Origin of the sequence: Lysinibacillus sp. KU-BSD001 (assembly GCF_042920265.1) — a bacterium.
In the GTDB taxonomy this organism is placed as follows: Bacteria; Bacillota; Bacilli; order Bacillales_A; family Planococcaceae; genus Lysinibacillus_B.
On record NZ_JBDQZI010000020.1, the window covers coordinates 16,505 to 43,192 of the forward strand.

At 38.7% G+C, this 26,688-nt stretch carries 18 protein-coding genes, 1 other RNA gene, 1 pseudogene and 1 other annotated feature; of the genes and pseudogenes, 17 read left to right on the top strand and 3 right to left on the bottom strand.

Annotated elements, in window-relative coordinates; all coding sequences use genetic code 11:
* Positions 1–85: 85 nt before the first annotated feature.
* The 9 genes from AAGS61_RS19385 (at position 86) to AAGS61_RS19425 (ending at position 11,878) form a co-directional block, all read left to right on the top strand.
* Positions 86–397, top strand: coding sequence for a post-transcriptional regulator (locus tag AAGS61_RS19385; protein WP_391375875.1), 312 nt, complete (start codon positions 86–88; stop codon positions 395–397).
* 257 nt (positions 398–654) lie between these two features.
* Positions 655–2,931 (top strand): protein translocase subunit SecDF, encoded by a 2,277-nt coding sequence (secDF, locus tag AAGS61_RS19390; RefSeq protein WP_391375877.1) that lies wholly within the window; start codon positions 655–657, stop codon positions 2,929–2,931.
* 106 nt (positions 2,932–3,037) lie between these two features.
* Complete coding sequence (locus tag AAGS61_RS19395; RefSeq protein ID WP_391375880.1) at positions 3,038–3,388, top strand: LapA family protein; 351 nt, start codon at positions 3,038–3,040, stop codon at positions 3,386–3,388.
* Between the two features lie 726 nt (positions 3,389–4,114).
* On the top strand, positions 4,115–6,436 hold the full coding sequence (gene recJ / locus AAGS61_RS19400) for a single-stranded-DNA-specific exonuclease RecJ (RefSeq protein ID WP_391375882.1): 2,322 nt from the start codon (positions 4,115–4,117) through the stop codon (positions 6,434–6,436).
* 20 nt (positions 6,437–6,456) lie between these two features.
* Complete coding sequence (locus AAGS61_RS19405; RefSeq protein ID WP_391375885.1) at positions 6,457–6,969, top strand: adenine phosphoribosyltransferase; 513 nt, start codon at positions 6,457–6,459, stop codon at positions 6,967–6,969.
* A 995-nt stretch (positions 6,970–7,964) separates the two neighbouring features.
* Complete coding sequence (locus tag AAGS61_RS19410) at positions 7,965–10,157, top strand: RelA/SpoT family protein (RefSeq protein ID WP_391375888.1); 2,193 nt, start codon at positions 7,965–7,967, stop codon at positions 10,155–10,157.
* Positions 10,158–10,208: 51 nt separating this feature from the next.
* A complete protein-coding gene (dtd, locus tag AAGS61_RS19415; protein ID WP_391375891.1) occupies positions 10,209–10,652 on the top strand; it encodes a D-aminoacyl-tRNA deacylase in 444 nt (147 codons plus the stop codon).
* A 67-nt stretch (positions 10,653–10,719) separates the two neighbouring features.
* Entirely contained in the window at positions 10,720–10,923 is a 204-nt protein-coding gene (locus AAGS61_RS19420; protein WP_391375894.1) for a DUF2642 domain-containing protein, read from the top strand.
* A gap of 61 nt (positions 10,924–10,984) precedes the next feature.
* Positions 10,985–11,878: a manganese catalase family protein gene (locus tag AAGS61_RS19425; protein ID WP_391375897.1), complete on the top strand. Its 894-nt coding sequence runs from the start codon at positions 10,985–10,987 to the stop codon at positions 11,876–11,878.
* Positions 11,879–12,504: 626 nt separating this feature from the next.
* Here AAGS61_RS19425 and AAGS61_RS19430 read toward each other — a convergent pair.
* Positions 12,505–14,046, bottom strand: coding sequence for an SH3 domain-containing protein (locus AAGS61_RS19430; RefSeq protein ID WP_391375899.1), 1,542 nt, complete (start codon positions 14,044–14,046; stop codon positions 12,505–12,507).
* A 270-nt stretch (positions 14,047–14,316) separates the two neighbouring features.
* Positions 14,317–14,546, top strand: a binding site (T-box leader).
* Positions 14,547–14,611: 65 nt separating this feature from the next.
* Here AAGS61_RS19430 and hisS point away from each other — a divergent pair.
* The 4 genes from hisS (at position 14,612) to AAGS61_RS19450 (ending at position 18,976) form a co-directional block, all read left to right on the top strand.
* The gene (gene hisS / locus AAGS61_RS19435; RefSeq protein WP_391375902.1) at positions 14,612–15,874 is read left to right on the top strand and encodes a histidine--tRNA ligase; all 1,263 of its coding nucleotides are present in this window, start codon (positions 14,612–14,614) and stop codon (positions 15,872–15,874) included.
* A 23-nt stretch (positions 15,875–15,897) separates the two neighbouring features.
* Complete coding sequence (aspS, locus tag AAGS61_RS19440; protein WP_391375905.1) at positions 15,898–17,667, top strand: aspartate--tRNA ligase; 1,770 nt, start codon at positions 15,898–15,900, stop codon at positions 17,665–17,667.
* A 145-nt stretch (positions 17,668–17,812) separates the two neighbouring features.
* A non-coding RNA gene (gene ssrS, locus AAGS61_RS19445) (6S RNA) lies at positions 17,813–18,005 on the top strand.
* A gap of 209 nt (positions 18,006–18,214) precedes the next feature.
* Entirely contained in the window at positions 18,215–18,976 is a 762-nt protein-coding gene (locus AAGS61_RS19450; RefSeq protein ID WP_391375908.1) for a tRNA threonylcarbamoyladenosine dehydratase, read from the top strand.
* A 104-nt stretch (positions 18,977–19,080) separates the two neighbouring features.
* On the opposite strand, the gene AAGS61_RS19455 is transcribed toward AAGS61_RS19450, so the two are convergent.
* Complete coding sequence (locus tag AAGS61_RS19455; RefSeq protein ID WP_391375911.1) at positions 19,081–20,544, bottom strand: methyl-accepting chemotaxis protein; 1,464 nt, start codon at positions 20,542–20,544, stop codon at positions 19,081–19,083.
* A gap of 180 nt (positions 20,545–20,724) precedes the next feature.
* Here AAGS61_RS19455 and AAGS61_RS19460 point away from each other — a divergent pair, with 180 nt between their 5' ends.
* From AAGS61_RS19460 to AAGS61_RS19470, 3 genes are all read left to right on the top strand, one after another.
* On the top strand, positions 20,725–21,138 hold the full coding sequence (locus AAGS61_RS19460; protein WP_391375914.1) for an aminopeptidase: 414 nt from the start codon (positions 20,725–20,727) through the stop codon (positions 21,136–21,138).
* Between the two features lie 183 nt (positions 21,139–21,321).
* Positions 21,322–21,819 (top strand): hypothetical protein, encoded by a 498-nt coding sequence (locus tag AAGS61_RS19465; protein ID WP_391375917.1) that lies wholly within the window; start codon positions 21,322–21,324, stop codon positions 21,817–21,819.
* 293 nt (positions 21,820–22,112) lie between these two features.
* On the top strand, positions 22,113–24,287 hold the full coding sequence (locus AAGS61_RS19470) for a methyl-accepting chemotaxis protein (protein ID WP_391375920.1): 2,175 nt from the start codon (positions 22,113–22,115) through the stop codon (positions 24,285–24,287).
* A gap of 20 nt (positions 24,288–24,307) precedes the next feature.
* Here AAGS61_RS19470 and AAGS61_RS19475 read toward each other — a convergent pair.
* Positions 24,308–24,820 (bottom strand): annotated as a pseudogene (locus AAGS61_RS19475) (replication-associated recombination protein A); the annotation flags it as partial.
* A 461-nt stretch (positions 24,821–25,281) separates the two neighbouring features.
* On the opposite strand from AAGS61_RS19475, the gene AAGS61_RS19480 reads away from it, so the two are divergent.
* On the top strand, positions 25,282–26,541 hold the full coding sequence (locus AAGS61_RS19480; RefSeq protein ID WP_391375926.1) for a replication-associated recombination protein A: 1,260 nt from the start codon (positions 25,282–25,284) through the stop codon (positions 26,539–26,541).
* Positions 26,542–26,688: the final 147 nt, after the last annotated feature.

Here is a 26,688-nt window from a genome sequence, read left to right on the forward strand (position 1 = left end):
CCCTTCTCTTTTTTTTATGTTTCATATACAATATTGGTATGCGAATACACCGACCATTAAAACTAACGATTAGGGGTGGATTGTCGTGGCAGTTCCTTATGAGTCGCTTTATCGTAAAATGCAATTAGTTTTACAAAGCAAACTGGAAGAGTTTGAACTTTATGAATATGATGCCATTACAATGGAACAGTTATGGCAATATTGTGTTGAAAAGAAATGGCGCAAAAAAGTAGTAGAGGAACTTCCCTTACATGTAGTAGTATCAACGATTTTTTCAATCACCCCATCAGAACTGTTAAACCATGTACAAATAAAAGAACTACAGTTCAATGATGGAATCATTGACTTAAATGCAGAAGAGCTGGAAGCATTACTAGGACCTAAGAAAAAAGAATAACATTTTAGTAAAAAAATGCTTATTTATGGAATGTTCATTTGACAGCGAACGCGACCTATTTCATAATAAGCTTATTGCACGTTTCTTTTACAAATTTTTCTGTTAATCAACACCGCTATTCTTATTTTTGGAATAGTGAGGTGAAGGGAAAAGTATAGCTTAGCAGTAATATTTGCTACATAAGTAAAAGAAAGAGCGCAAATCATTTTGCGCTCTTTCTCGTGTGCGTCAGCATGCATTTTGAGGAGGATTTACAGATGAAATTAGCAAACCGTATCCTGACCTTTATACTTGTCGTAGGGCTACTATTCGCAGGTATGGGTACAACGGTACAAGGTATTTTAAAAGACGTAAAACTAGGCCTAGATTTACAAGGCGGCTTTGAAGTACTTTATGAAGTCGATACACTGGACGGACAGGATGTTACAGAAAAAATATTGACTGATACGACAACCGCTTTAGGTGATCGTATTAACCGATTTGGTGTGAGTGAGCCAAGCATTCAAGTAGAGGGAGAAGACCGTATCCGGGTACAACTTGCCGGCTTAGATGATCAGTCATCCGCTCGTGAGCTATTATCAAGTACGGCGGAGTTAACGTTCCGTGATGTGAACGATAACGTATTACTTGATGGGACAGATTTAAAAGAGGGCGGTGCTGCTTCGGCATTTGACCAGCAAAATCAACCAATCGTAACATTAAAATTAAAAGATGCAAATAAATTTGCTAAAGTAACACGTGAACTTGCTTCACGTCCTGCTGGCGAAAATTTATTAGTTGTATGGTTAGACTTTGAAGAAGGTGTAGATTCATACGCAGCTGAAGTGGAAAAAATGTCTCAAGGCATTGAACCAAAGTATGCATCAGCAGCTACGGTTTCACAAGTCATTGATTCAACAGATGTTCAAATTTCAGGAAACTTTACTGTAGAAGAAACGAAAACGCTAGAAAGTATTTTAAACTCAGGTTCATTACCTGTTAAATTAACAGAAATTTACTCTACCTCAGTCGGTGCACAGTTCGGGAAAGATGCACTCAATGATACAGTATTTGCAGGAATTGTCGGTGTCTTAATCATTTTTGTATTTATGTTATTGTACTACCGATTACCAGGTTTTATTTCGATTATTACATTAGCAGTCTTTACGTATTTAGTATTAGCTGTATTTAATGGCATTAATGCCGTACTAACATTGCCAGGGATTGCTGCCATCGTACTTGGTATTGGGATGGCTGTAGATGCCAACATTTTAACAGCAGAACGTATTCGCGAAGAATTACGTGTAGGACGTACAGTAAAAGAGGCTTATCAACTTGGCTCAAAACAATCGTTATCAGCTATTATTGATGCACAGTTAACGACGTTATTAGCAGCTGTTGTGTTATTCGTATTTGGTACAAGCTCGGTTAAAGGGTTCGCAACGATGTTAATCATTACGATTTTATTATCATTCGTTACGGCGGTATGGGGTTCTCGTATCCTACAAGGCTTGCTCGTAAATAGCGGTTATTTCAATAATCCTGCTTGGTTTGGTATTGCGAAATCGAAGCAACATAAGCCAGAAGAAAATATCAATACACTCGATTTAACAACGAAATTTGATCGCCTTGATTTTGTGAAGAACCGTAAAAAATTCTACGCATTCTCGTTGATTATTTTATTAGTTGGTTCTGCTATTATCGGGATGTATCGTTTAAATCTAGGCATTGATTTCTCAAGTGGTACTCGAGTAGATATTGAAACAAATCAAGCTGTCACAAAAGAAGAGATGGTTACTTATTTAGATTCAATCGGTCACCCAACTGAAGATGTAGTCATTTCAGGTGAGGAACAAAATGTGGCTGTGGCACGTTATAAAACAGACTTTACACAAAAAGAAATTTTAGATTTCAAAGCACAAGTGCTAGAAGATCATGGTCATGAGCCAAATGTCAGCACCGTATCGCCAACAGTAGGGAAGGAGCTTGTAAAAAATGCAATTAAGGCATTATTGATTGCTGCAGTGGGTATTATTATCTATGTAGCGGTTCGCTTTGAATGGCGTATGGGTCTAGGGGCTGTTGTTTCCTTACTACATGATGTCTTCTTCATTGTCGCAGTTTTCAGTTTCTTACGTTTAGAAGTAGACATTACATTTATCGCTGCTGTTTTAACGATTGTCGGTTACTCCATTAATGACACAATTGTAACGTTTGACCGTATTCGTGAAAATGTCAATCGTTCAGAAAAAATTACGACGAAAGAGGATTTAGCGTTAATTGTTAATAAATCACTTCGTCAAACAATGGGGCGTTCTGTGAATACCGTATTAACGGTTATTATCGTTGTTATTGCGTTAATTGCATTAGGTGCTCCGTCTATTCAAAACTTCTCGATTGCGTTATTAATTGGTTTAGTGACAGGTATGTATTCATCAATTTGTATCGCTGCTCAAATTTGGTACACATTAAAATCACGTGAAATGAGCAAAAAAGGTACAGCAGTTGTGAAAAAAGAGAAAAAACAATGGGGTTCAGACGAGCCAGTTGTATAATACGTAGTAAAGTGTGTCAGGATTGTTTCCTGGCACACTTTTTTCTTTTTATCATTACATATTGAGTGAATAGATATGCATATAGATGAAGGAGGGGAGCGTTTTTATGAAGATACAATGGACCATATTAGCGGGACTTCTTTTTGCTCTTATAATTGCCGTATTTGCTTACGTTAATATAGAAAAGGTATCTGTGAATTATGTATTTGGGAAAGCAGAGTGGCCATTAATTTTTATTGTATTAGGTTCAGCATTGATCGGGATGTTGATGTCAGCCTGTTTTTCAGCTGTTCGTCTGTTCGCAATGAAGTATAAACTGAATCAGCTAAAAAACGAGCTACACACAATGGATCGCAAATTAACAGAAAAAAATGCCGAGTATATTAGCTTAAAATTACAAATGACAAAGATGCAAGAGCAATTGGACCGTGATTATCACAACCCGTTTTTAAAGTGAAATCGTGTAGATAGAAGATTATACGGTGCGGTAAAATCTAGTTTATAGGATTTTACCGCTTTTTTTATGATTGAAAAGGTTATATACATACTTATAACGAGCAAATTCTAAAATATATATTCCCCTCTGAGTAACCGTTGCTTTCCGCTCCGGCACTCGCTTTCCACGGGCGAGATCAAGCCTCCTCGTCGCTCATGCTTCGCTCCTGCGGGGTCTTGATTGTCTCGCTTTTCCCGTAGGAGTCTCGTGTCTGCGCTACAAGCAACTATTGTTCAATATAATAATTAGCTGCTCAAAAATAATGAAAAATTCTCATTGACGAAAGTAAAGGTTGGGCGATTATACGTGCAAACGGAAAGAAAATGATTTCTTTTAAAGAAGAGAAATATTTTTCTAGCATATCGAGAAGCATTGACTTTTGCCGTAGCGCGCCATAGCCACAGGAGCCGTAACAGGAGATCCAAACAGGCCACGCCTGTTTTAGCTCCTGTGTAGGCTGTGGCAAAGCGCGGAGGCTACGATTATACTTTCGTTTAATATCTTTTACTATTTACCAGGTATTTTTAGGATTCATTTTTGCTCATTACGAGTACATATTTTAAAAAGCGCTAAATCCATCTACAACAATTTTAAGGTGAGGGATGTTTTTCTAATCACAATCTATTCATATTTCCCCTATTTAAAATAAAAAACCGCTATAATGGACATCATAAAGGAAGTGAAAGAATGATAGAATCAGCAAAAAAATGGATTGTGCAACGTCCGAACGCACATGTAGTGCAACAGTTACAAAAAAATCTAGGGATTTCAGCAATTGCAGCAAAAATTTTAGTAGCTCGTGGCTGTACATCAGAGGAGCAAGCAGTATCACTGCTTCAAACCGATGAACGTCATTTTCACGACCCGTTTGCCATGCATGGGATGGAACAGGCAGTAGCACGTATCAATCAAGCGCTTGAAGAAGGCGAAAAAATAGTAGTATATGGTGACTATGATAGCGATGGCATCACAAGTACGACGGTTATGCTTAATGTATTATTGGATTTAGGCGCAGATGTCGATTTTATGATTCCGAATCGTTTCACACACGGATATGGTCCACATGAAGAATTATTCCGCCAGGCGTATGAAAATGGCGTAAAGTTAATTATTACAGTCGATAATGGGATTAGCGGGATTGAACCGATTCGTGTAGCGAAAGAGCTTGGAATGGATGTGATTGTGACCGATCATCATGAGGCAGGCGATGTGTTGCCACCAGCAGACGTCATTTTGCATCCTCGTGTACCAGAAGGGCATTATCCATTCGGAGAGCTTGCTGGTGTAGGGGTTGCGTTTAAGCTTGCTCATGCTTTATATGGTGAAGTACCGGATCAGTTATTTGAATTGGTTGCCATTGGGACGATTGCCGACTTAGTACCGTTAAAAGGGGAAAATCGATATTTCGTCAAGCGCGGCATTGAAGCACTGCACACTTCACAAAGTCCGTGGGTAAAAGCAATATGTGAGGCGTCAGGTGTAAAGCAAAAAGAAATCAATGAGGAGTCGATTGGCTTTTATTTTGGACCACGTCTCAATGCCATTGGTCGCCTAGGTGACGCAATGCCTGGAGTTCAGTTTTTAATGAGTGAAACAAAACAACAAGCAGACGCATTAGCGAAATTACTCAATCAGAAAAACGATGAGCGAAAAGAAATCGTGAGTACGATGACAGAAGAGGCCATGGTGATGATTGAATGTGACGAAGCCATTAAAAATAGCCTTGTATTAGTCGTAGCAAAAGAGGGATGGAACGCCGGTGTTGTAGGAATTGTTGCATCCAAGCTTGTGGGGAAATACTATAAGCCAACGATTGTACTTTCACTTGATCAAGAAAAAGGAACAGCGAAAGGTTCTGCTCGTAGTATCGAAGGTTTTCATTTATATGATGAGCTAGCGAAAAACCGTGATATTTTACCGCATTTTGGTGGGCATCCGATGGCGGCTGGTATGACGTTGCCACTTGAGCATGTCGATGAATTGCGTACACGTCTTCATCAACAGGCAACAGCGGTGTTAACGGAAGAGCAGCTTGTACCAAAACTTTATATTGATGTACCCGTTGATTTAAGTGAAGTGTCCATCGAAGCAATTGAAGAAGTTCGTAAGCTCGGCCCATTTGGTACAGAGTTTGCAAAGCCAGTATTTGCGTTAGAAAAAATGAATGTGGCGTCAATGCGTCGGATTGGTACGCAAGAAAACCATTTAAAAATGGAACTTGAAGATGCGTATGGGAAAGTGGATGCTATTGGATTTGGCAAAGGGTATTTGTTTAATGAAATTTCCTATGATGTACAAGTCTCGTTTGTCGGAGATTTGCAAATAAACGAATGGCAAGGCATCAAAAAGCCGCAATTTATGATCGAGGATGTGCAGACGGAAGAATGGCAATTATATGATTATCGAGGGAAAAGTCAAGCGGCCAATTGGTTATCGAAGTTACCAGTTGAGCAAGTTGATTTTGTCGCGTTCCAACAGCAGACAATCAGTCAGTATGAAGCTGTAATCCAGCATGCCATTCACTTAATCGAAAATGAAACAGCGTATCAACAGCTTGGTCCTTATATTGTGATTCTTGATTTACCCGTAAATGTAGAATTACTAGAAAACATGTTGAAAGAAAAGCAATTCAAACGCATTTATGTCCATTTTTATACAGCGAATTCACAGTATTTCAATGGGATGCCTACTCGACAGCACTTTAGTTGGTATTATGCATTTTTGAAAAAACGTCCGACATTTAACTTAAAAGCGCATATTGAACAATTATCGCAACATATTGGACTAAATATTGATGTAATTAAGTTTATGACAAAGGTGTTTTTTGAGCTGGGATTTGTTAAAATAGAGGATGGTTTGACGACTGTTGTCGAAAATGCACCAAAACAAGCATTAGAAGAGGCACCGTCATATAAAATGCGTTCAGCACAATTAGAATTAGAGCAAAAGCTTTTATATGCTACATATACAGAGCTGAAAAATTGGTTCAATGAACGAATGAAGGGCTAAACCCTCAAGGAGGAAAAATAATGGATTTAAAGCAATATGTAACAACAGTTGATAACTGGCCAAAGGAAGGCATCAGCTTCAAAGATATTACAACGATTATGGATAACGGTCCCGCTTACAAATACGCAACCGATCAAATCGTTGCTTATGCAAAAGAAGTAGGTGCAGAAATTATTGTTGGTCCAGAAGCACGTGGTTTCATTATCGGCTGTCCTGTTGCTTATGCACTTGAAATTGGCTTTGCTCCAGTACGTAAGCCAGGAAAATTGCCACGTGAAGTCATTACGGCTGATTACGGCTTAGAATATGGAACGGACACATTAACGATGCATAAAGATGCTGTAAAACCAGGTCAAAAAGTGTTAATCTGTGATGATTTGCTTGCAACAGGTGGCACAGTAGAAGCAACGATTCGCTTAATTGAGCAATTAGGCGGAGAAGTGGTAGGGTGTGCATTTTTAATTGAATTATTAGAGCTACAAGGTCGCGAAAAAATCGGCAAATACCCAGTGAAAACATTAATCCAATACTAATCGCAAAAGCAGTCTCTTTCAGGTTGAGACTGCTTTTTTAATAAAAAACTCTTAATGAGCGAAAATACACCCTAAAAGTACCAGTTAAATAGTAAAAGATATTAAATGAAAGCGTAATCGTAGCCTCCGCGCTTTGCCACAGCCTACACAGGAGCTAAAACAGGCCTGGCCTGTTTGGATCTCCTGTTCCGGCTCCTGTGGCTATGGCGCGCTACGGCGAAAAAGTCACTACTTCTTAATGTTTTGAAAATGGATTTTACTTATTATCTTAAGGGAATTTTCAATAAAATATGTAATTAATTGCACATACCTTTACGGATGGACACTTACCCTGAGCTTGGCTTCAGCTCAGGGTAACATGATGTTGCTCACAAAGGCATCGGACTCGTGAAGTAGCGGCCTTATCTTTTGTTCTTATATCCCGTAGGAAGCTATATGCTCTACGGCGAAAAGTAGATGTTATTACTTACACTTACCGCCCTTCACTCCATGCGCTTTTAGAGCTCTGTCTTTTAATCAACAACATATTTTGGTATTGCACCTCTTAAAGAAATCATTTTCTTTCAATTTGTGTATATCATCGCCCGGTCTCTACCGTAATTAATGAGAATCTTTCATTATTTTTGAGCAACCGATTATTTTATGTAACACTAGTTGCTTGTAGCGGAGGCACGAGACTCCTACGGGAAAAGCGAGACAAGCAAGACCCCGCAGGAGCGAAGGATGAGCGACGAGGAGGCTTGATGCTCGCCCGTGGAAAGCGAGTGCCGGAGCGGAAAGCAACGGTTATTTAGATGGTGATATATGTTTAATGATTTGCTCATTATAAATAAACAAGAAAATTCCATAAAAATGTTTCAATTTCACTGAATTTCCATATATTATTATTGCAGTGAAGTATACACTAGTATGTCTTTACAATTTGTACGACTATTTTATACAATTAAAGTTATGATACTTAATAGAGAAAAAAATCGGGATAAGGTGGACAAATTATGGCGAAAGAACAAATTTTAGCGCCCGAAGATGTTTTCGAGCTCGTTAAATCGTATATGAATGATGAGCACGTTGCTTTTGTTGTAAAAGCATATGAAGTAGCGAAGGAAGCACATAAAGAGCAATTCCGTAGTTCGGGAGAGCCTTATATTATACATCCTGTGCAAGTAGCAGGGATTTTAGCGGATTTACAAATGGATCCGGAAACGGTTGCTGCTGGATTTTTGCATGATGTAGTAGAGGATACAGCGGTAACACGTGAAGATTTAGTAAGTGCATTCAATGAAGAAGTCGCGATGCTCGTTGATGGTGTAACGAAGCTCGGGAAAATTAAATATATGTCGAAAGAAGAGCAACAAGCCGAAAATCACCGAAAAATGTTTGTGGCCATGGCACAAGATATACGCGTTATTTTAATTAAACTGGCAGACCGTCTGCACAATATGCGGACGCTAAAGCATTTACCAGCAGAAAAACAACGTCGTATTTCAAAAGAGACGCTCGAAATTTTCGCACCACTTGCGCATCGTTTAGGGATTAGTACGGTAAAGTGGGAGCTTGAAGATACAGCGCTCCGCTATTTAAATCCACAACAATATTACCGTATCGTTAGTCTAATGAAAAAAAAGCGCAATGAGCGTGAGGCGTATTTAGATAATGTCATCGATGAAATTAAATCGCAGCTTGCGGATGTTGAAATCGATGCAGATATTTACGGACGACCAAAGCATATTTACTCGATTTATCGTAAAATGGCGTTGCAAAGAAAGCAGTTTAATGAGATTTATGATTTGCTAGCAGTCCGTATTTTAGTTGATAGCATTAAAGATTGCTACGCTGTCATTGGCATTGTTCATACGCTCTGGAAGCCGATGCCTGGTCGTTTTAAAGATTATATTGCGATGCCGAAGCAAAATCTTTATCAGTCCTTGCATACAACAGTCATTGGTCCATATGGTGATCCGCTAGAGGTACAAATTCGTACAAAGGAAATGCATAAAATTGCTGAGTATGGGATTGCAGCACACTGGGCTTATAAAGAAGGCAAAAACGTTGAAAACAAACGTGAAAGCATTGACCAAAAATTAACGTGGTTCCGTGAAATTTTAGAGTTTCAAAATGAATCATCCAATGCAGAAGAATTCATGGAATCTTTAAAATTTGATTTATTCTCCGATATGGTCTATGTTTTTACGCCAAAAGGTGACGTCGTTGAACTGCCAGCTGGTTCAGTACCGATCGATTTTGCGTACCGTGTACACTCAGAGGTCGGGAACAAGACAATTGGTGCGAAGGTAAACGGCAAAATGGTTCCACTTGATACACCGCTTAAAACAGGCGATATTGTAGAAGTACTAACATCCAAACAATCATTCGGTCCAAGCCGTGATTGGATTAAAATTGCTCAAAGCTCACAAGCGAAACATAAAATTAAGCAGTTCTTCAAGAAAAACTTACGTGAAGAAAATGTCGTTAAAGGTCGCGACTTAGTTGAAAAAGAAATTAAAGCTCAAGAGTTTGATTTAAAAGAAGTATTAACGACAGAAAATATTAAACGGGTCATTGAAAAACTCAATTATACACATGAAGATGATTTATACGCTGCCGTGGGAGTGGGCGGTATTACAGCGCAACAAATTGTGAATCGTTTGGCTGAAAAAATGCGTAGAGAGCGTGAACATGAGGAAGCGCTTGAAAAGATTGCAAAAGAAATGGCGAAACCAGTTCAGCAAAAACGAACAGAAACAGGCGTTGTCGTGAAAGGCATTGATAATTTATTAATTCGCTTATCACGCTGTTGTACACCGGTTCCTGGGGATGACATTGTTGGTTTTATCACAAAAGGTCGCGGTGTTTCTGTACACCGAGCAGATTGTCCAAATATTCAAGAAGATGAAAATGCCGACCGCTTAATTGAAGTGGAATGGGAAAATGGTAGAGCAGAGCGCAAAGAATATCCAGTAGATATTGAAATTTCTGCATTCGATCGACCAGGCATTTTAAATGATGTCATGATGGCAGTAAGTGATGCAAAAACAAACATTTTAGCCGTATCGGGTCGCGCGGATCGTGACAAAATTGCCACAATTCACTTAACGATATCCATTACGAACATAACAGGACTACATAAAGTAGTCGACCGCATCAAACAACTACCGGACATTTATTCGGTCCAACGTGTTATTAATTAGACTTGCTTAAAACTAATATTAGTGATTAAAAAAAGATAGAAGGTACGAAAGATGAAAGTTGTGATTCAACGATCAAAACAAGCATCGGTCACAGTAGATGGAGAAGCGACAGGTGCGATTGATAAAGGATATGTTTTATTAGTAGGTATTACACATACAGATACACCGGAAGATATTGCTTATTGTGCAAAAAAAGTAGCGGAACTTCGTTTATGGGAAGATGAAGAAGGGAAGATGAACCACTCTATTTTAGAAACGAGTGGTGCTATTTTATCTGTTTCACAGTTCACATTGTATGGGGACACGAAAAAAGGGAGACGACCAAGCTTTATCGAGGCGGCACGTCCCGAACAAGCAAAGCCGATGTGGGATGCGTTTAATGAAGCCTTAAGAGCATATGGTTTACATGTTGAGACAGGTGTTTTTGGTGCTATGATGGATGTTGCACTGATCAATGATGGACCAGTAACCATTGTCATCGATTCTGCCAAGTAAACTTTTCCTATATCCCTTCATACAATGAAAGTGAGAGTATATTTGAAGGGGTAGGGGGAATCAATCGATGCAAGTATCCAATCCATACTTATTTGAGACGTTAAAAGGTTTAATGAGGCAACCAATTGTCGTGCAAACAGGGAACAATATTCAGCAGGGCGTTCTGACGTCCGTATTACCTGATCATATCGTTATTGAAATTTGCAAAACACCATTCTTTATTCGAATGGATGAAATTGTTTGGATTACGCTAGCTAGGGTTTCAAATTAATACGTATAAGCACTTTCGGCTTGTCATATGTTACACAGAGACAAGACGGAGGTGTTTTTTTATGTTTCAACGTGTCAATCGTTTAGCGATTGATTTACCGAATGTCGAATATGGTGATGCGAATGCTGCAAGTGCCGTACAAGAGTTACTAGGTGGTAAATTTGGTGAGATGTCTACATTAAATAATTACATGTATCAATCGTTTAACTTCCGTGGAAAGAAAAAATTAAAGCCTTTTTATGACCTAGTCGCAAGTATTACTGCTGAGGAATTTGGGCATGTTGAGCTCGTTTCAACAACGATTAATTTACTCAATAAAAGTAGTTCCTTTACAGCACCACCGGATTTAACGCCACTACAAAATGCTAAAAATATGCGTAATACACAAAGTTTTATTGCAGCAGCGCAAGCCTCACTCCCAGTCGATTCGATGGGAAAGGCGTGGACGGGGGAAAATGTATTTTCAAGTGGCAATTTAGTACTCGATTTATTGCATAATTTCTTTTTAGAATGCGGAGCACGTACCCATAAAATGCGAGTATATGAAATGACCGATCACCCTGTAGCCCGTGAAATGATTGGTTATTTATTAGTCAGAGGTGGTACACATATTGTTGCTTATGCAAGAGCGCTTGAAATGGCAACAGGGGTCGATGTGACCAAGATGCTACCTATTCCAGATCTCGATAACCGGGTTTTTGATGCGGCACGAAAGTATGAGGATCGTGGGTACGGTAATGTCTTATTCACATGGAATTATGAGGGAGATTACAAGGATATTGATAAGATTTGGAAAGGTTGTCACCCAACGACAAACGCACCGCTCATCGTCGTGGAAGGTATACCTGAGGGTGGGAAAATGCCAGATTTAGATGATTTGCCTGAACAATTTGCACCAGGTATTGGACCAGAAGAGTTCCAAATGATTGCGAAAAGGTTATTATCAAATATGTAAAAAGTAGGTTCATGGCTCATATAAAGAAAAGAATCTGCACCGCTTTCATTTAGAAAGCGAGCGGATTCTTTTTTTTTATTATAACTCATAACGAGCAAATCTCTAAACATATATTACCAGTTGAGTAACCGTTGATTTCCGCTCCATTCGGCTCGCTTTCCACGGGCATGGCTTCAGCCTCCTCGTCGCTCGTACCTCGCTCCTGCGGGGTCTTCAGCTCATGCTATTCCCGTAGGAGTCTCGCCGATTCCGCTTCAATCAACTGGCAAGTCATTTTTGATTACGTTTTGCGTAAAAATACGCTTCTATAAAGGGAATATTTTGTTAATCAACACACTTGGCTAAAAATAAAGAAAGATGCTCATTCATGACGGTAGAGGCTGGGTAATTACACTTGCAAATAGAAAGAAAATGATTTCTTTTAGATAAGAGAACTATTTTTCTAGCACATCGAGAAGCATTGACTTTTGCCGTAGCGCGCCATAGCCACAGGAGCCGGAACAGGAGATCCAAACAGGCCATGCCTGTTTTAGCTCCTGTGTAGGCTGTGGCAAAGCGCGGAGGCTATGATACAAACCTTTCACTATTTAAATGGTATTTTTAGGATGCATTTTGCTCATTTAGAGTTATAATTGTGCATCAAAGTAGTTTAGTATACCTTGATAAATGCCTAGTGTAGCTTGTTCACGATAGTAGTCTGTTGTAATGCTACGTTCTTCACTTGGGTTACTTAAAAAGCCTAGCTCTATCAAAATGGCTTCTTGCCTATTTTCACGCAATACTAAATAATTTCCTGGCTGGACACCACGGTCACGAATCGATACTTTCTTTGATAGACCCGCATGTACGTATTCAGCTAATTGTTTTTGATAGCTATTCATGTAATACGTTGTTACACCTGAAACAGAGCTATTTTCCGTTGCATCATAATGAATACTAATAAAAGCATCTGCCTCTACTTGATGTCCCATTGCTACACGCTTTCGCAAATCGACATAAACATCGGATTCACGTGTAAGGACTACATCCGCACCTGCCGCTCGTAGTTTGGATTTTAAAAGTTCGGCTGTTTTTAACGTAATTTCCTTTTCATCTGTTCCACGAACGCCTGTTGTTCCGTGGTCATTTCCACCGTGACCGGGGTCAATGACGATTGTTAGTCCTCTTAATGTGCCTTTTTTTCGGTCACTACTATCTTTTTTTGTAGACGATACAGGTTGAACCGTATTAGTTAACGAGACAACCCAGTTTGCCACGAAGGCTGCTTGTCCATCTTTCAGCGCAATTTTATACCAATCGCCCTCTGTAGAGAGAATAGGGTATGTTTCTCCTACGTTTGCACGATGGACAATGGCAGCTGAGGTGGAAGCTTCTTCACGTAAGTTAGTCCCTTCATGAAGAATTGTTACACTTTCATCAGAAGTTTGTCCATTTGATGAGGAAGAGCTTTTGTTCGTCGAAAATGTACCGTAAAAGCTATAAATCCAACCTTTCGTTTTATCTGCATATTGAATTTGCACCCAGTTTTGTGCTTGGTCGAGCACGGTAAATTGCTCACCGTTATAGGCTACGCCAATTCGTTTCGATGTTAAATCAGCCTTTTTCCGTACATTTACGGCATCGACTGTGACTGTAAATACATTTTCTTTTGAAGTTGATGTCACAGGTGATGCATTACTTTCTACAACATGATCTTTTACTGTTATATATTGAGAAGATACCCAACCTGTTACCGTGCCAAATTGAATTTGAATCCAATCATTTTCTGACTTTATGTAATTCGCTTCATTCCCTAAAAAGAGTTGGGCTAATACTGCTGCAGAAAGAGATGGTTCAGCTCGAACATTCAAATGATCCACCTGTGAGACGATTATTTTGGACGTTTCTGCACTTTCTTTTTCGGTAAGTGGCTGCGTTAACCAGCTAGCAACCCAGCCCTCCGTATTTCCTGATTTGACATGGATCCAGTCGCCTGACTTTTCAATGGTAGAAAGTGTATCGCCCTCTTTTAATTCATCTAAAATTGGATAAGATAACCCTGGACCTTCACGTAAATTTAGGATTTTTCCAGTGACGACTAAATCGTCGCTTGCAGCATTTGAAAGCTTTGGCATAGATATGGACACAATAAGTACAAGCGCAATCAGCAATTGAACTGTTTTTCTCATAAGATGCCTCCTCTCGAGAGAATAATTTTTTGAGGATGAGAAAATAATCCCACATATGTAGTTCTTTAACGAATCATATTATATCTATTTTAAAAGCAATGATATAGTAAAATCTATAGTTTTTTTGGCGTATAGGCAGTCATTAAGGCATGAATTTATGGAGAAAGAAGATACGATATTCCTACTACATTCGTACTGTTGGACTATGTCTTACTAAAAAACAGTTGACAAGAACTTTACTCGACATTAAGATTATGTATAATCTAAAACGAAATGCTAACGATCAAGCAAGTAGTAAATACCGCTACTGACAAGAGAGGGAAAATCCTAGGCTGCAAATTTTCCTACAGTATGTATGATGCGAATAACACTTGGGAGGCTTTTTCCTGAACGGTTTGCTTATTAGGGAAAAACGGAATCGGCCGTTATCCGATTATGAGGTGGATGCATACGCATCAACTAGGGTGGAACCGCGGAAGTAACAAGCTTTCGTCCCTTGCAAATACGCAAGGGGCGGAAGCTTTTTTATTTTCGTTTAATAATGGAGAGAAAGGAAGTGTCATACATGAGCTTTAAAGTACCTCGTGGAACACAAGATATTTTACCAGGTCAATCAGAAAAATGGCAGAAAGTAGAAGAGGTTTTACGTGAACTTTGCCATGTGTACCGATACAAAGAAATTCGTACACCGATTTTTGAGTCAACCGAATTATTTCAACGTGGTGTTGGCGATACAACGGATATTGTACAAAAAGAAATGTACACATTTGAGGATCGTGGAGGACGTTCATTAACTTTACGCCCAGAGGGAACGGCTGCTGCTGTTCGTTCTTACGTGGAGCACAAAATGTTTGGTCAGCCAGATCAACCCGTGAAGCTTTCTTATATGGGGCCAATGTTCCGCTATGAGCGTCAGCAAGCGGGTCGTTATCGTCAATTCGTGCAGTTTGGGGTGGAAGCAATTGGCTCAGCAGACCCAGCAATCGATGCAGAAGTCATTGCTTTTGCGATGGACATTTACAAAAAAGTAGGGTTAAAAGATTTAAAATTAGTCATTAACTCATTAGGGGACAAAGAGACGCGTGACGCACACCGCACAGCGCTAATCAATCACTTTGAGCCATCTATTGGGGAGTTCTGTTCTGATTGTCAAAAGCGCTTAGAGAAAAACCCTTTACGTATTTTAGATTGTAAAGTAGATCGTGAGCATCCATTAATGGCAACAGCTCCTGCTTTAACAGATTACTTAACAGCTGATTCGGCTGCATATTTTGCGAAAGTGAAAAATTACTTAAATCTTTTAGGGATTCCATATGAAGTCGATCCGAATTTAGTACGTGGCTTAGACTATTACAATCACACAGCATTTGAAATTATGTCTACAGCAAGTGGCTTCGGTGCGATTACAACACTTTGCGGTGGTGGACGCTACAATGGTTTAGTTGAAGATATCGGTGGACCAGATGTACCGGGCATCGGCTTTGCATTATCCATCGAACGTTTACTATTAGCACTTGAAGCAGAAGGGGTAGCGCTTGAAACGAACGAAGCCCTTGATATGTATGTCGTCGTAATGGGGGACGAGGCAAAAGTGAAAGCCATCGAGCTAGTGAGCCAATTCCGTGCAAACGGTATTTCAGCAGATATGGAATATGCGGACCGCAAAATGAAAGCACAAATGAAGACAGCAGATCGTCAAGGAGCAAAGTATGTCATCGTACTAGGAGACGCAGAGCTTGAGGAGCAAGCAGTCAATGTAAAAGAAATGGCAACAGGTAATCAAGAAAAGGTTGCTTTTAATGAATTAGTTACGTATTTACAAAAATAGATAGAAGTTTTGGAGGAATAGTAATGGCACAACGCACACATGCTTGTGGTGAAGTAACAGCTGCTCACCATGGTCAAGAAGTAGTATTAAAAGGATGGGTACAACGACGTCGTGATTTAGGCGGACTGATTTTTGTAGATATGCGTGACCGTACGGGCATCGTACAAGTCGTTTTTGGTGATCAAGCAAAAGACGCACTTGAAGTAGCAGATAAAGTACGTAACGAATACGTCATCGAAGTAACAGGGAAAGTCGTGCTTCGTGACGATGCACAAGTAAACAAAAATATTAAAACAGGTGAAATTGAAGTTCTTGCGGATTCTTTAACGATTATTAATGAAGCAAAAAACCCACCGTTTGCAATTGAAAATCGCGTAGAGGTAGCAGAAGACTTACGTTTAAAATATCGTTATTTAGATTTACGTCGTCCAGTGATGTTTGACACATTCAAAATGCGTTCGGACGTAACGGTAACAATCCGTAACTTCTTACAAAAAGAAGGCTTTTTAGAAGTGGAAACACCAATTTTAACAAAATCAACACCAGAAGGAGCACGTGACTATTTAGTCCCTTCTCGTGTACACGATGGTGAATTTTATGCGTTACCACAATCACCACAGCTATTTAAGCAATTATTAATGGTATCTGGTTTCGAAAAATACTTCCAAATCGCACGCTGTTTCCGCGACGAAGATTTACGTGCGGATCGTCAACCAGAGTTCACACAAGTCGATATTGAAACATCATTTATGACGATGGATGAAATCATTGAGATGAACGAGCGCTTAATTCAAGCGGTTATGAAAGATGTGAAAGGTGTAGACGTAACAGCACCATTCCCACGTATGAGCTACAAAGAAGCGATGGATCGTTTCGGTTCAGATAAGCCAGACGTACGTTTCGGCTTAGAATTAGTACAGCTTTCTGATATTGTGAAAGACTCTAGCTTCAAAGTATTCACTGGTGCAATTGAAGCAGGCGGCGAAGTAAAGGCAATCAACGTAAAAGGTGCAGCGGAGAAATTCTCTCGTAAAGATATCGATGCACTTGGTGAGTTTGTTGCCATTTATAAAGCAAAAGGTCTTGCTTGGTTAAAAGTAACAGACGAAGGCTTAAACGGACCAATCGCGAAATTCTTCGAAGGTGAAATGGCTGACAAGTTAATCGAGCGTATGGGTGCTGAAGCAGGCGACTTATTATTATTCGGTGCAGATAAAGCAAACATTGTGGCAGATGCATTAGGCGCACTTCGTTTAAAATTAGGGAAAGAATTAGAGTTAATTGATGAATCTCAATTTGCATTTTTATGGATTGTCGATTGGCCATTATTCGAATATGACGAAGAAGAAGGGCGCTACTATGCGGCGCACCACCCATTCACGCGTCCATTCGATGAAGATCTTGAGCTAATGGATACAAACCCAGCAGCAGTGCGTGCACAAGCTTACGATATCGTGTTAAACGGTTATGAGCTTGGTGGTGGTTCTTTACGTATTTATGAGCCAGAGCTACAAAACAAAATGTTCAAGCTTTTAGGCTTTACAGAGGAAGAAGCACGCGAGCAATTCGGTTTCTTACTAGAAGCATTTGAATACGGCGTGCCTCCACACGGCGGTTTAGCATTCGGTCTTGACCGATTTGTGATGTTACTAGCAGGTCGCACAAACTTACGCGACACAATTGCATTCCCGAAAACGGCGACAGCAAGCTGTTTACTAACATCTGCTCCGTCAAACGTATCAGATGCACAACTTGAAGAATTAAACTTACGTGTTACAGCCGTTAAACGATAAAGCAAAAGGACTTGCCTTGTGCAAGTCCTTTTAATTTATGAGCAAAGATTTGTCACTATGTAAACAAATACGTGTTTAATAATTTTTAAGTTTTTTTGATTTTTTTAGTTTGAAAATTCAGATTAATGATGATAAAATAACAATAACAGCCCTAAAGTGTACGTTTTTAAATAATACCTATCAGTTTTGACCGAACATAAGATAATTGGGAGTTCGATATTTTCTTGTGGCAAACATGCCCCATTGGAGCGGGACGTTTAAAGTAAGAGTGAGGACACCTCCCTGCTAAAGAGTGGGTTCAAGACGATATTATATAGAACGGCACATTTAGGGTTTGTCTATACAAATAATTGTTCACTCTTCTACAAATAGTAGAAGGGTTTTTATTTTTTGTTGCAGGACGAATCGTTAGTGTGTATAATTCCGAGTAGAATAATAAAGATTGAGGCAATCGATAAGCACTTTTGTTTCAATGTATGTACAATAGTACTTATTAACAAAGCGTTTTCAAATAACTTTCAAAATAAATGGAGTGAGAGGTTTCCACATGTTACATCAATTTTCACGAAATGAGTTAGCGATTGGTCAAGAAGGACTTGAAAAATTAAAAAATACGACAGTAGCCATTTTAGGTGTCGGAGGTGTTGGATCATTTGCTGCAGAGGCTTGTGCCCGCAGTGGAGTTGGCCGAATCATTTTAGTAGATAAGGACAATGTTGATATTACGAATGTTAATCGTCAGCTCGTTGCTTATCTTTCGACAGTCGGTAAATCGAAATCAGCTGTCATGAAAGAGCGTATTGCTGATATTAACCCTGATTGTGAAGTGATTGATATGCATATGTTTTATACAGAGGAAACATATGAACAGTTCTTTGCACAAGGGATTGACTATGTTATTGATGCATCAGATACAGTGATGTACAAAATTCATATTATGAAGGAATGTTTACAGCGCGGTATTCCGATGATTTCGAGTATGGGCGCCGCAAACAAAATGGACCCAACGCGTTTTAAAATCGCCGATATTTCCAAAACACATACGGACCCACTTGCCAAAATTATTCGGACAAAACTGAAAAAAGAGGGCATTAAAAAAGGCGTAACGGTTGTCTTTTCGGATGAATCGCCGATTGTTGTTCGCCCAGATGTAGTGGAAACAGTAGGAAATCCTAATGCGGATATTCGTAAAGCGAAAATGCCGCCGTCATCCAATGCATTTGTCCCATCTGTTGCGGGGTTAATTGCTGCGAGCTGGGTCATTAACCAAATTGTAAAAGATATAAAAATTACACGTGTACAAGGATAGCGCTGTTTCAAAAGGTTTAGTTAAATTTTTTATTAGATGATAGCTATCAGTCTGCTTTCTATTGAAAAGTAGCGATTTGCATAAGGCAGATCGCTACTTTTTCGTTAACTTCCTGTAATACTTAAAGCATTGTGGTAAGTTTCTTCGATATTTTTAGTGATGATTTGCTGTTCGTCATTGACTTTTTGTAGCATCGTGTTTAGTTGATCTACAGCTTGGGAGCTTTCTTCAATAATGGCTGCAAACTCATTTGTGCTCATTTGAATCGATTTACTGTTTACTTCAATTTCTGTTGTCGCTTTAGAGAACTTCTCTAAATCAAGTTGTAATTTTTTCATGGCATGAAATAACTCGCTAAATGTACGATTGACTTCATCTGTGACGGTTACTTGCATCTTAATCTGATCTAGTCCATTTTGCAATTTTTGTAATGCATCTTGATTATAGCTATTTACATTATTTAAATTGTTGTCAATTTTAATGAGTGTTTGGGCTGTCATTTGTGCTAATTTCCGAATTTCTTCTGCTACAACGGCAAATCCTTTCCCGTGTTCACCAGCACGAGCTGCTTCAATGGAAGCATTTAGTGCAAGCAGGTTTGTTTGTTCCGTTATTTTTTTGATATCCGTAGCAAAGTGATTCGTTTCGTTAATCGTACTTGAAAGCGCAATAAAAGTGGTATGCAGTTGATTGAAAAATGCTGTAAATGCATCCATTTCATGCTTCATCGTATGCATTGCTTTTGCCCCGTTTGATGCATTAGCACTTGCCCCTTCTGCTTCCTCCACAATTTGCTCTAGCTGGTTGACCATTTGTTCAATTTCATTTGTTGTGGCTTGTGTATTTTGCACAATTTCTTGGACATGTTCCGTTTGACGATGAGCACCAATACTCACTTCTTGAACGGCATTCATCATATTTTGCTGTGCAATACAGGCGGTATTTGTACCTTCAATAATGAGCTCTAGCTTCGCTGTCATCGTTTGCACAGCAGCATCAAGGTGAGTATGGAGATCTTCTTCTTTCTGAGCTTTTTCATGGGCATCAATCATGAGTTCTTCAATATTGTGAAATAGACGCTTGCTTTGTCGTACTTGAAGCGCGATGGCCAGTGTCATTAATGCTTGCGTCACAAATACATTCGCAGGGTCTACCGCAAATCCTTTTGTATCAAGCGTGAAGTTGAAAATTAAACCGATTGTAGAACCAATATAGCCTGCAGCAAGTACAGAATACTTTCCGTGTATAGTACTGATAATTAGCACGAAGAAGCTAAGTACGATTGTAGCGAGCGTTACATGATTTGTAACAATTGCTCCGTATGTTGTAACGGTCCCAGCAATACATACTACAAAAGGGAAAAGGGGGCGTATTTTTTCAACTTTCCGTTGTAAAACGTAAATCCCTAAAGTAATGAGTGCAGGAATAAATAAAGATAAAGCAATACCGATCGGACGACCAAGGATGAGTTGAGCAATGGCACCTAAATTGGCGGCTAATCCATAGACAAGCATTAATATAGTATTTTTCTCTATTAAATCTTTCCCATGTAATCCTTTCGCTTCCATGATGAATTCCCCCTATTATTTTTCTTAATAGTTTAACGAAATAATAATTTACTATATTTTCTCTTTTATATATTAAATTTTCTTGATTGTCACGGAAAATCGTTCGCTAAAATTCGTATGATATAATAGGATGTTATGATTATAAAAACAATTTTATTGAATAAGTGAGGTAGGTAAAAAGTGCAATTAAGTGAGATGGAATATAAAGGGTTAAATTTACTAGATGAAGTTTGTTCGGTTGAAATCGCGTTAGATGAGGTATTAGACGTTGTACACATATATGATACGAACTATGTAGTAGAACCGACCTATAATTTTAAACAGAAAAATTACGAGTTAAGTGAAGGCTTTTTTCAGCTTGCAGAAGTATTGAAGCAAAAGTATTTTTTTGTAGAAAAAAGAAAATCAAATATGAATGAGTGGATGAGTAGTTTGACGTGGCAATTTTACAGTTCAAACAAATCAGTCAAATGCTTTGATGGACAGGATATTACGGTAATGGGAATCGCAGATTTGTTACAGAAAAGTGAGCAGGCATTAATCGAAGCGAAGCTATATCCAAAGTATGTTTATAGGCTAGCAGAGCATGTCTAGATATTCCTAATAAAAAAATTTCGAATATAGGGATAAATGTCATCCTTTCATTTATACAAAATTTTACACAAATATCGCATATTTTCTGTTAATTATAATTTTTGAATTATCTAGAAATTTTTTTTGATATAGTTAATTGTGTGTACAAAATGTATACTTAGGGGATTTGAAGGGGGAAAGAGAATGGTGATGAGTATTCAAGTAACAAATAAGATTTTAAACTTAGCGGATTTACAGGAAAAGCTAGATCGTACAGTTTTTGATTATGTAGATACGACGCAAAATTGGCGAAAAGCACAGGAAAATCTGCACATGCTCTATGCACAAGTTAGGGAATATTTTGAAGTACATGTAGATAGCAATGGTGGTGCTATACCAAACAGTAACCCTTACTGGGTGTTGTTTATGGATATATCAGCCCGTTTAGTATACTTTAACGGCCTCGCTAAACAACATATTGTATCAGATTTAGATGAAGCAACTCGAAGTGATATTGCGAGAGCTTATGCAGTAGCCGCAAAGATTTTACCGAATAAGCAATTTGAAGAAAACGAAGAGCTATTTGAAGAAATTAATAAAAGCTTGCAGCAAATTTCGAATGGTAACTACGCAGTCGAAAAGGTTTCGTATCCATTAACAGAATGCTTACAAAACTTTTATGATTATATAAAAACGCTATAATAATATATTTTAAACTGTCCTCATTGAATGGACAGTTTTTATTTTAGAAAAATATAATTCCCTTATTTCAACGGTGGATGATTAATAGGATTTATGTACCGTATAGATGTGAGGGAGAAAAAAATTTTTATTTTTATTTTGGTGAACTGTAGTAAGTGGAAATGACTTAAACCCTCTAGAATCAGTACATAACACAACGATGTTTAGCATTGAAAACGTTGTATATGTTGCCTACAATTTACATTATACATGTGTGAAAAGTTGTATTGAATTGGATAAGAGGGGGAGTTTCTATGAGTCTATTTGGATGGTTGGATTTTAAAGAAGGCTTACCACTTTGGTGGTCATATACATTAAATAAACAGACGAAAGCGATAAAAGAGGAGATTTTTGAAAGTATTGCAAAAACGCGAGTTCGTTTATTACATTCGTGGACAATGGATCGCTGGGTATCGCTTGATTCACGCGCGGAAGAAATGATTCGCTATGATGAATTTCCAGAACAATTGGCTTCTTTTTTAATACAATCTAAAAATCGCAGTTCCTATTTTACGGAGCTTTTTTTAATTAATCGCGATAGTGAAGTGTTTGCTTCAAGCTATCCTGAGCATATTGGCAAATGCTACAATACAGCTACTACGCCTGTTTACCAGAAAGCGATTCAAACGGTATGGCAAACAGGAAAACCACTTTTATACGGTCCGTTTATCGATGCACTTACATTGCATATCGGTCCTCGCAGTTCAAAATTTCATGATGAAGTGACACTCCTATTTTTACAACCAATCTTTAAACATCAACAATTAGCGTATATACTGGCAGCCCGTGTACCAAATGACGTCATATCTGATTTAATTCAGCGGGAGGCAGGACATATTTATCCAGACTCGGGTGATAATTATCTATTTATGACAAAATCAAATTTAGATCCTACCATTCAAGAAGGGATTGCTCTTTCTCGCAGTCGTTTTGAAGATGAAACGTTTACCCTTGGGGAAAATTTAAAGACAGGTGTCCATACAAAAGAATGGGGCATCGTCAAAATAAAGCGTCATACAGAATTTGAAATTCGCTTCACAGCCCCCGCAACAAAACAATTGCATCCGGGGGTAGCGAACACGATTAAAAATGGCTCCAATTTATTTGTTGCGTTTCCAGGCTATTCAGATTATCGCCATATTCCGGTCATTGGTAAAGGTGTTACATTCCAACTGCCACATAGCCCTGATGTGTGGGGGATGATGTGTGAGGCGGATTTAGAGGAAGTATACCGCACACGTTCCATCGGTCTTCGACTAGGGACTAGCTTTACTGTATTTATGCTGATAAATATTTTGCTATTTCAAATGTTAACGGCCTTTCAGTTTATTTCGCCACTAGCTGTGCTAGGCATTAATCTACTATACGGATTAGGTAGTACATATTACTTTATGCATCATCAAATTAAACCCATTACTGAACGGATCAATCGTGTAACAGGTATGATTCAAAAAATTGCAGAAGGTGAGGGCGATTTAACGATTCGTATAGATAAAAATATGTTATCCAATGACGAAACAGGTGAGATGGGACGTTGGGTGAATAATTTTGTTGATACGCAAGCAAGTTTAATGGTAAAAGTGCAAATCTCATCTAGTGATGTACAGCGAACGAATCAGCAACTACGGGAACGTACGTCAAACGTTGAGTTGCACGCTATGCATGTGATGAATCAAATGAATGAAATGCTCAGTGCCATTGAAAGACAATTACAAGATGTACGAGAAGCTATGACAACGATAGATCACATTTCGATGAGGATGGATGAAATGGAAGCAGTCTCCGTTGAACAATTAACCGAAGCACAACAACAAGTAGAAGGCATTAACAATAAAATGAATGACATCGTACAAAAAGTGAAAAATACGATTGCTTTAACGTCTACATTTACAGATTCATCTGCCAGCATTAGTAAAGTAGTCATTTCGATTAATGCGATTGCGGAACAAACAAATTTACTTGCACTAAATGCATCGATTGAAGCGGCACGGGCAGGGGAACACGGTAAAGGGTTTGCGGTTGTAGCAGATGAAATTCGAAAGCTAGCAAATCAAACGAAAACAGCAACAGAAGAAATTGACGAAACATTAAAATTGATTGAAAATAGTTCGACACTCATTGAACAAGCCATTCGAACAAACAGTGATGAGGTAGAGCAGGGAGCGCAATACATTCAAGTGGTGAAAGAAGTGTTATATGCGATGTCAGCAGGAACGAATGGACGGGCAAATGGCACAGATGAAATGCGAGATATTATGCAAAATATTGCTGCAAGTAGTGAGCAAAATGTGCGTGTAGTAGGGGCTGTAGAGGATGCAATGAAAACAATGAGCGATTTAACACAGCAAGCACGTTACGATACAGAACGGAGCTCGCTTGTGATTGGGACACTTGCACAGGCTGTGTCGAAATTCCATATTAAAAAATGAGGAGCTCTACTCTGAGCTTCTCATTTTTTAAAGGATTTTAACTTTTCATAAATAGCCGCCATACGTTTTTCTTCCCCGGCGATAACCGGTTGATAAAACTCCGTATCCATTAAATGATCAGGTAAATATTGTTGGTTAGTCCAGCCGCCAAATGTACCGATGGGTGTATCGTGTGGATACTTGTAGCCTGTATGACCAAGCATAGAGGCGCCCGCATAATGGGCATCTTTTAAATGATTTGGAATATCCCCTACGTGACCTTCGTGTATGGACTGAATAGCTGCATCAAGTGCTTTATAGGCAGAGTTGGATTTGTCACTTAAGCACATCTCGACAACGGCTGTTGCAAGTGGAATACGTGCTTCTGGCATCCCGAGTCGCTGTGCGGCATCTGTGGCTGCTGTGACATGTGCACCAACAGCAGGGTTAGCAAGACCAATATCTTCATACGCCATTACGAGTAATCTTCTACAAACCGCCACTAAATCACCGGATTCGAGTAAGTGGGCTAAGTAATAAAGGGCTGCATTTATATTAATATTTTTGATAAAAAAATAAAATTTAGAGATAAAATAACTCTGAAGCCTTATATAGCGTATGATTAGTTTTTAACAGAAAGAAAATTAACTGATATTAAATAGGAACATAAGATGTAGATAATATTTTTTATTTCATGTTCAATATTTGATAAAATAAAAAATAGTTTATAAAAGAATTATGGCTCTTCACCAAAATATGTACTTGACCGCACATTCCGTTACGGGCGGACGCTTTCCGCGGGCTTGGCTTCAGCCTCCTCGACTCGCAAATGCTCGTCTGCGGGGTCTTCAGCTCAAGCTATTCCCGCAGGAGTCGCCGCCCTTCACTGCATGTGCTTTTAGATCAATATCAAGAACAGATTCTAGTATTGAACCAGAATTTTAAATACAAATATTAAAGAAGGGGGATTATTTTGTTATTTGATGCATTTATTAAAGAGCCTTTACCATACAGAATGAGACCTCAGAATATAGATGAAGTTGTTGGACAAAAACATTTATTAGGTAAAGGAACTGCTTTATATAAAATGATAAAGAATGATTATGTTCCATCAATGTTACTATATGGTCCTCCGGGTGTAGGGAAAACTTCAATTGCTAAAGCAATAGCAGGAACCATAAAGACGCCGTTTGAAGCAATTAATGCAACTACTGCTGGTAAAAAAGATATTGAAGATGCAGTACATATTGCCAAACAGGAAGGGAAATTAATACTGTTTGTGGATGAGGTACACAGGTTTAACAAAGCACAGCAGGACTATTTATTACCGCATGTAGAGAGAGGTTTAATTACTCTTATTGGAGCAACGACAGAAAATCCATTTCATGATGTGAATCCAGCGATTAGAAGTAGATGTGGTCAAATTAAAGAATTGAAGCTACTAAGTTCAGACGACCTCAAGGAATTATTGTATAGAGCCTTGAAGGATGAAGAAAGAGGCTTAGGACGAATGGAGATTAATATCTCAGAAGAGTCAATAAATGTTATAGCATCGAGTACAGGAGGAGACGCTCGTTCTGCTTTAACTGTTCTTGAAGAAGTAGTCCATGCGTCAATTGAAAGTAGTCTAGAACCGATAAATGTTGATATAGAAGTTGTAAAAGATTGTGTAAAGGGGAAAGGGTTTTCACATGATAGGAACGGGGACATCTATTATTCGTTGCTCTCTAGTTTCCAGAAATCAATAAGAGGTAGTGACGTTTCAGCAGCACTACATTATCTAGCAAGGTTATTAGAAGGTGGGGATTTGACTTCTATTTGTAGGAGGTTAATTGTAATAGCTTATGAAGATATTTCCTTAGCAGCCCCTGATATCGGTATGAAAACCGTTGCTGTAGTTGATGCAGTAGAGCGCTTAGGACTTCCAGAAGCTCGTATCCCACTTGCGAATATTGTTATTGAGCAATGTTTGTCTCCGAAGTCAAACAGCGCATATAAAGCCTTAGACGAGGCTATAGAGGATGTTAAGCATGGTATGGTTGGTGAAATACCAGCTCATTTAAAAGATTCTCATTATGATGGGGCGGCTAAATTAGGGCATGGAGTAGGTTATAAATATCCTCATGATTATCCAAATTCGTGGGTTAAACAACAATACTTGCCGGATAAATTAATAAATAAAAAGTATTATAAACCAAAGGAATCAGGTAATGAAAAATATTTATCTAGAGTAGATTCAAGGTTAGATGAATTAAAAAGACTAAATAAAAGTTAGAAGGATAAACTACATTATCCTTCTAACTTTCAGACTGTAGACAAACTCGAAAATTTCGAGTTTGTCTACAGTCTTTTTTCTTTATAAAATAAAATTAAAAGATATTCTTGAAAATAAAATTAGCACTTACTACTAGAGGTGATAGAT

What these genes read in the sequence shown, in the direction of transcription:
- secDF (WP_391375877.1), top strand. Translation starts at nt 655, where the DNA reads ATGAAATTAGCAAACCGTATCCTGACCTTTATACTTGTCGTAGGGCTA.
- AAGS61_RS19395 (WP_391375880.1), top strand. Translation starts at nt 3,038, where the DNA reads ATGAAGATACAATGGACCATATTAGCGGGACTTCTTTTTGCTCTTATA.
- recJ (WP_391375882.1), top strand. Translation starts at nt 4,115, where the DNA reads ATGATAGAATCAGCAAAAAAATGGATTGTGCAACGTCCGAACGCACAT.
- AAGS61_RS19405 (WP_391375885.1), top strand. Translation starts at nt 6,457, where the DNA reads ATGGATTTAAAGCAATATGTAACAACAGTTGATAACTGGCCAAAGGAA.
- AAGS61_RS19410 (WP_391375888.1), top strand. Translation starts at nt 7,965, where the DNA reads ATGGCGAAAGAACAAATTTTAGCGCCCGAAGATGTTTTCGAGCTCGTT.
- dtd (WP_391375891.1), top strand. Translation starts at nt 10,209, where the DNA reads ATGAAAGTTGTGATTCAACGATCAAAACAAGCATCGGTCACAGTAGAT.
- AAGS61_RS19420 (WP_391375894.1), top strand. Translation starts at nt 10,720, where the DNA reads ATGCAAGTATCCAATCCATACTTATTTGAGACGTTAAAAGGTTTAATG.
- AAGS61_RS19425 (WP_391375897.1), top strand. Translation starts at nt 10,985, where the DNA reads ATGTTTCAACGTGTCAATCGTTTAGCGATTGATTTACCGAATGTCGAA.
- AAGS61_RS19430 (WP_391375899.1), bottom strand. Translation starts at nt 14,046, where the DNA reads ATGAGAAAAACAGTTCAATTGCTGATTGCGCTTGTACTTATTGTGTCC.
- hisS (WP_391375902.1), top strand. Translation starts at nt 14,612, where the DNA reads ATGAGCTTTAAAGTACCTCGTGGAACACAAGATATTTTACCAGGTCAA.
- aspS (WP_391375905.1), top strand. Translation starts at nt 15,898, where the DNA reads ATGGCACAACGCACACATGCTTGTGGTGAAGTAACAGCTGCTCACCAT.
- AAGS61_RS19450 (WP_391375908.1), top strand. Translation starts at nt 18,215, where the DNA reads ATGTTACATCAATTTTCACGAAATGAGTTAGCGATTGGTCAAGAAGGA.
- AAGS61_RS19455 (WP_391375911.1), bottom strand. Translation starts at nt 20,544, where the DNA reads ATGGAAGCGAAAGGATTACATGGGAAAGATTTAATAGAGAAAAATACT.
- AAGS61_RS19465 (WP_391375917.1), top strand. Translation starts at nt 21,322, where the DNA reads ATGGTGATGAGTATTCAAGTAACAAATAAGATTTTAAACTTAGCGGAT.
- AAGS61_RS19470 (WP_391375920.1), top strand. Translation starts at nt 22,113, where the DNA reads ATGAGTCTATTTGGATGGTTGGATTTTAAAGAAGGCTTACCACTTTGG.
- AAGS61_RS19480 (WP_391375926.1), top strand. Translation starts at nt 25,282, where the DNA reads ATGAGACCTCAGAATATAGATGAAGTTGTTGGACAAAAACATTTATTA.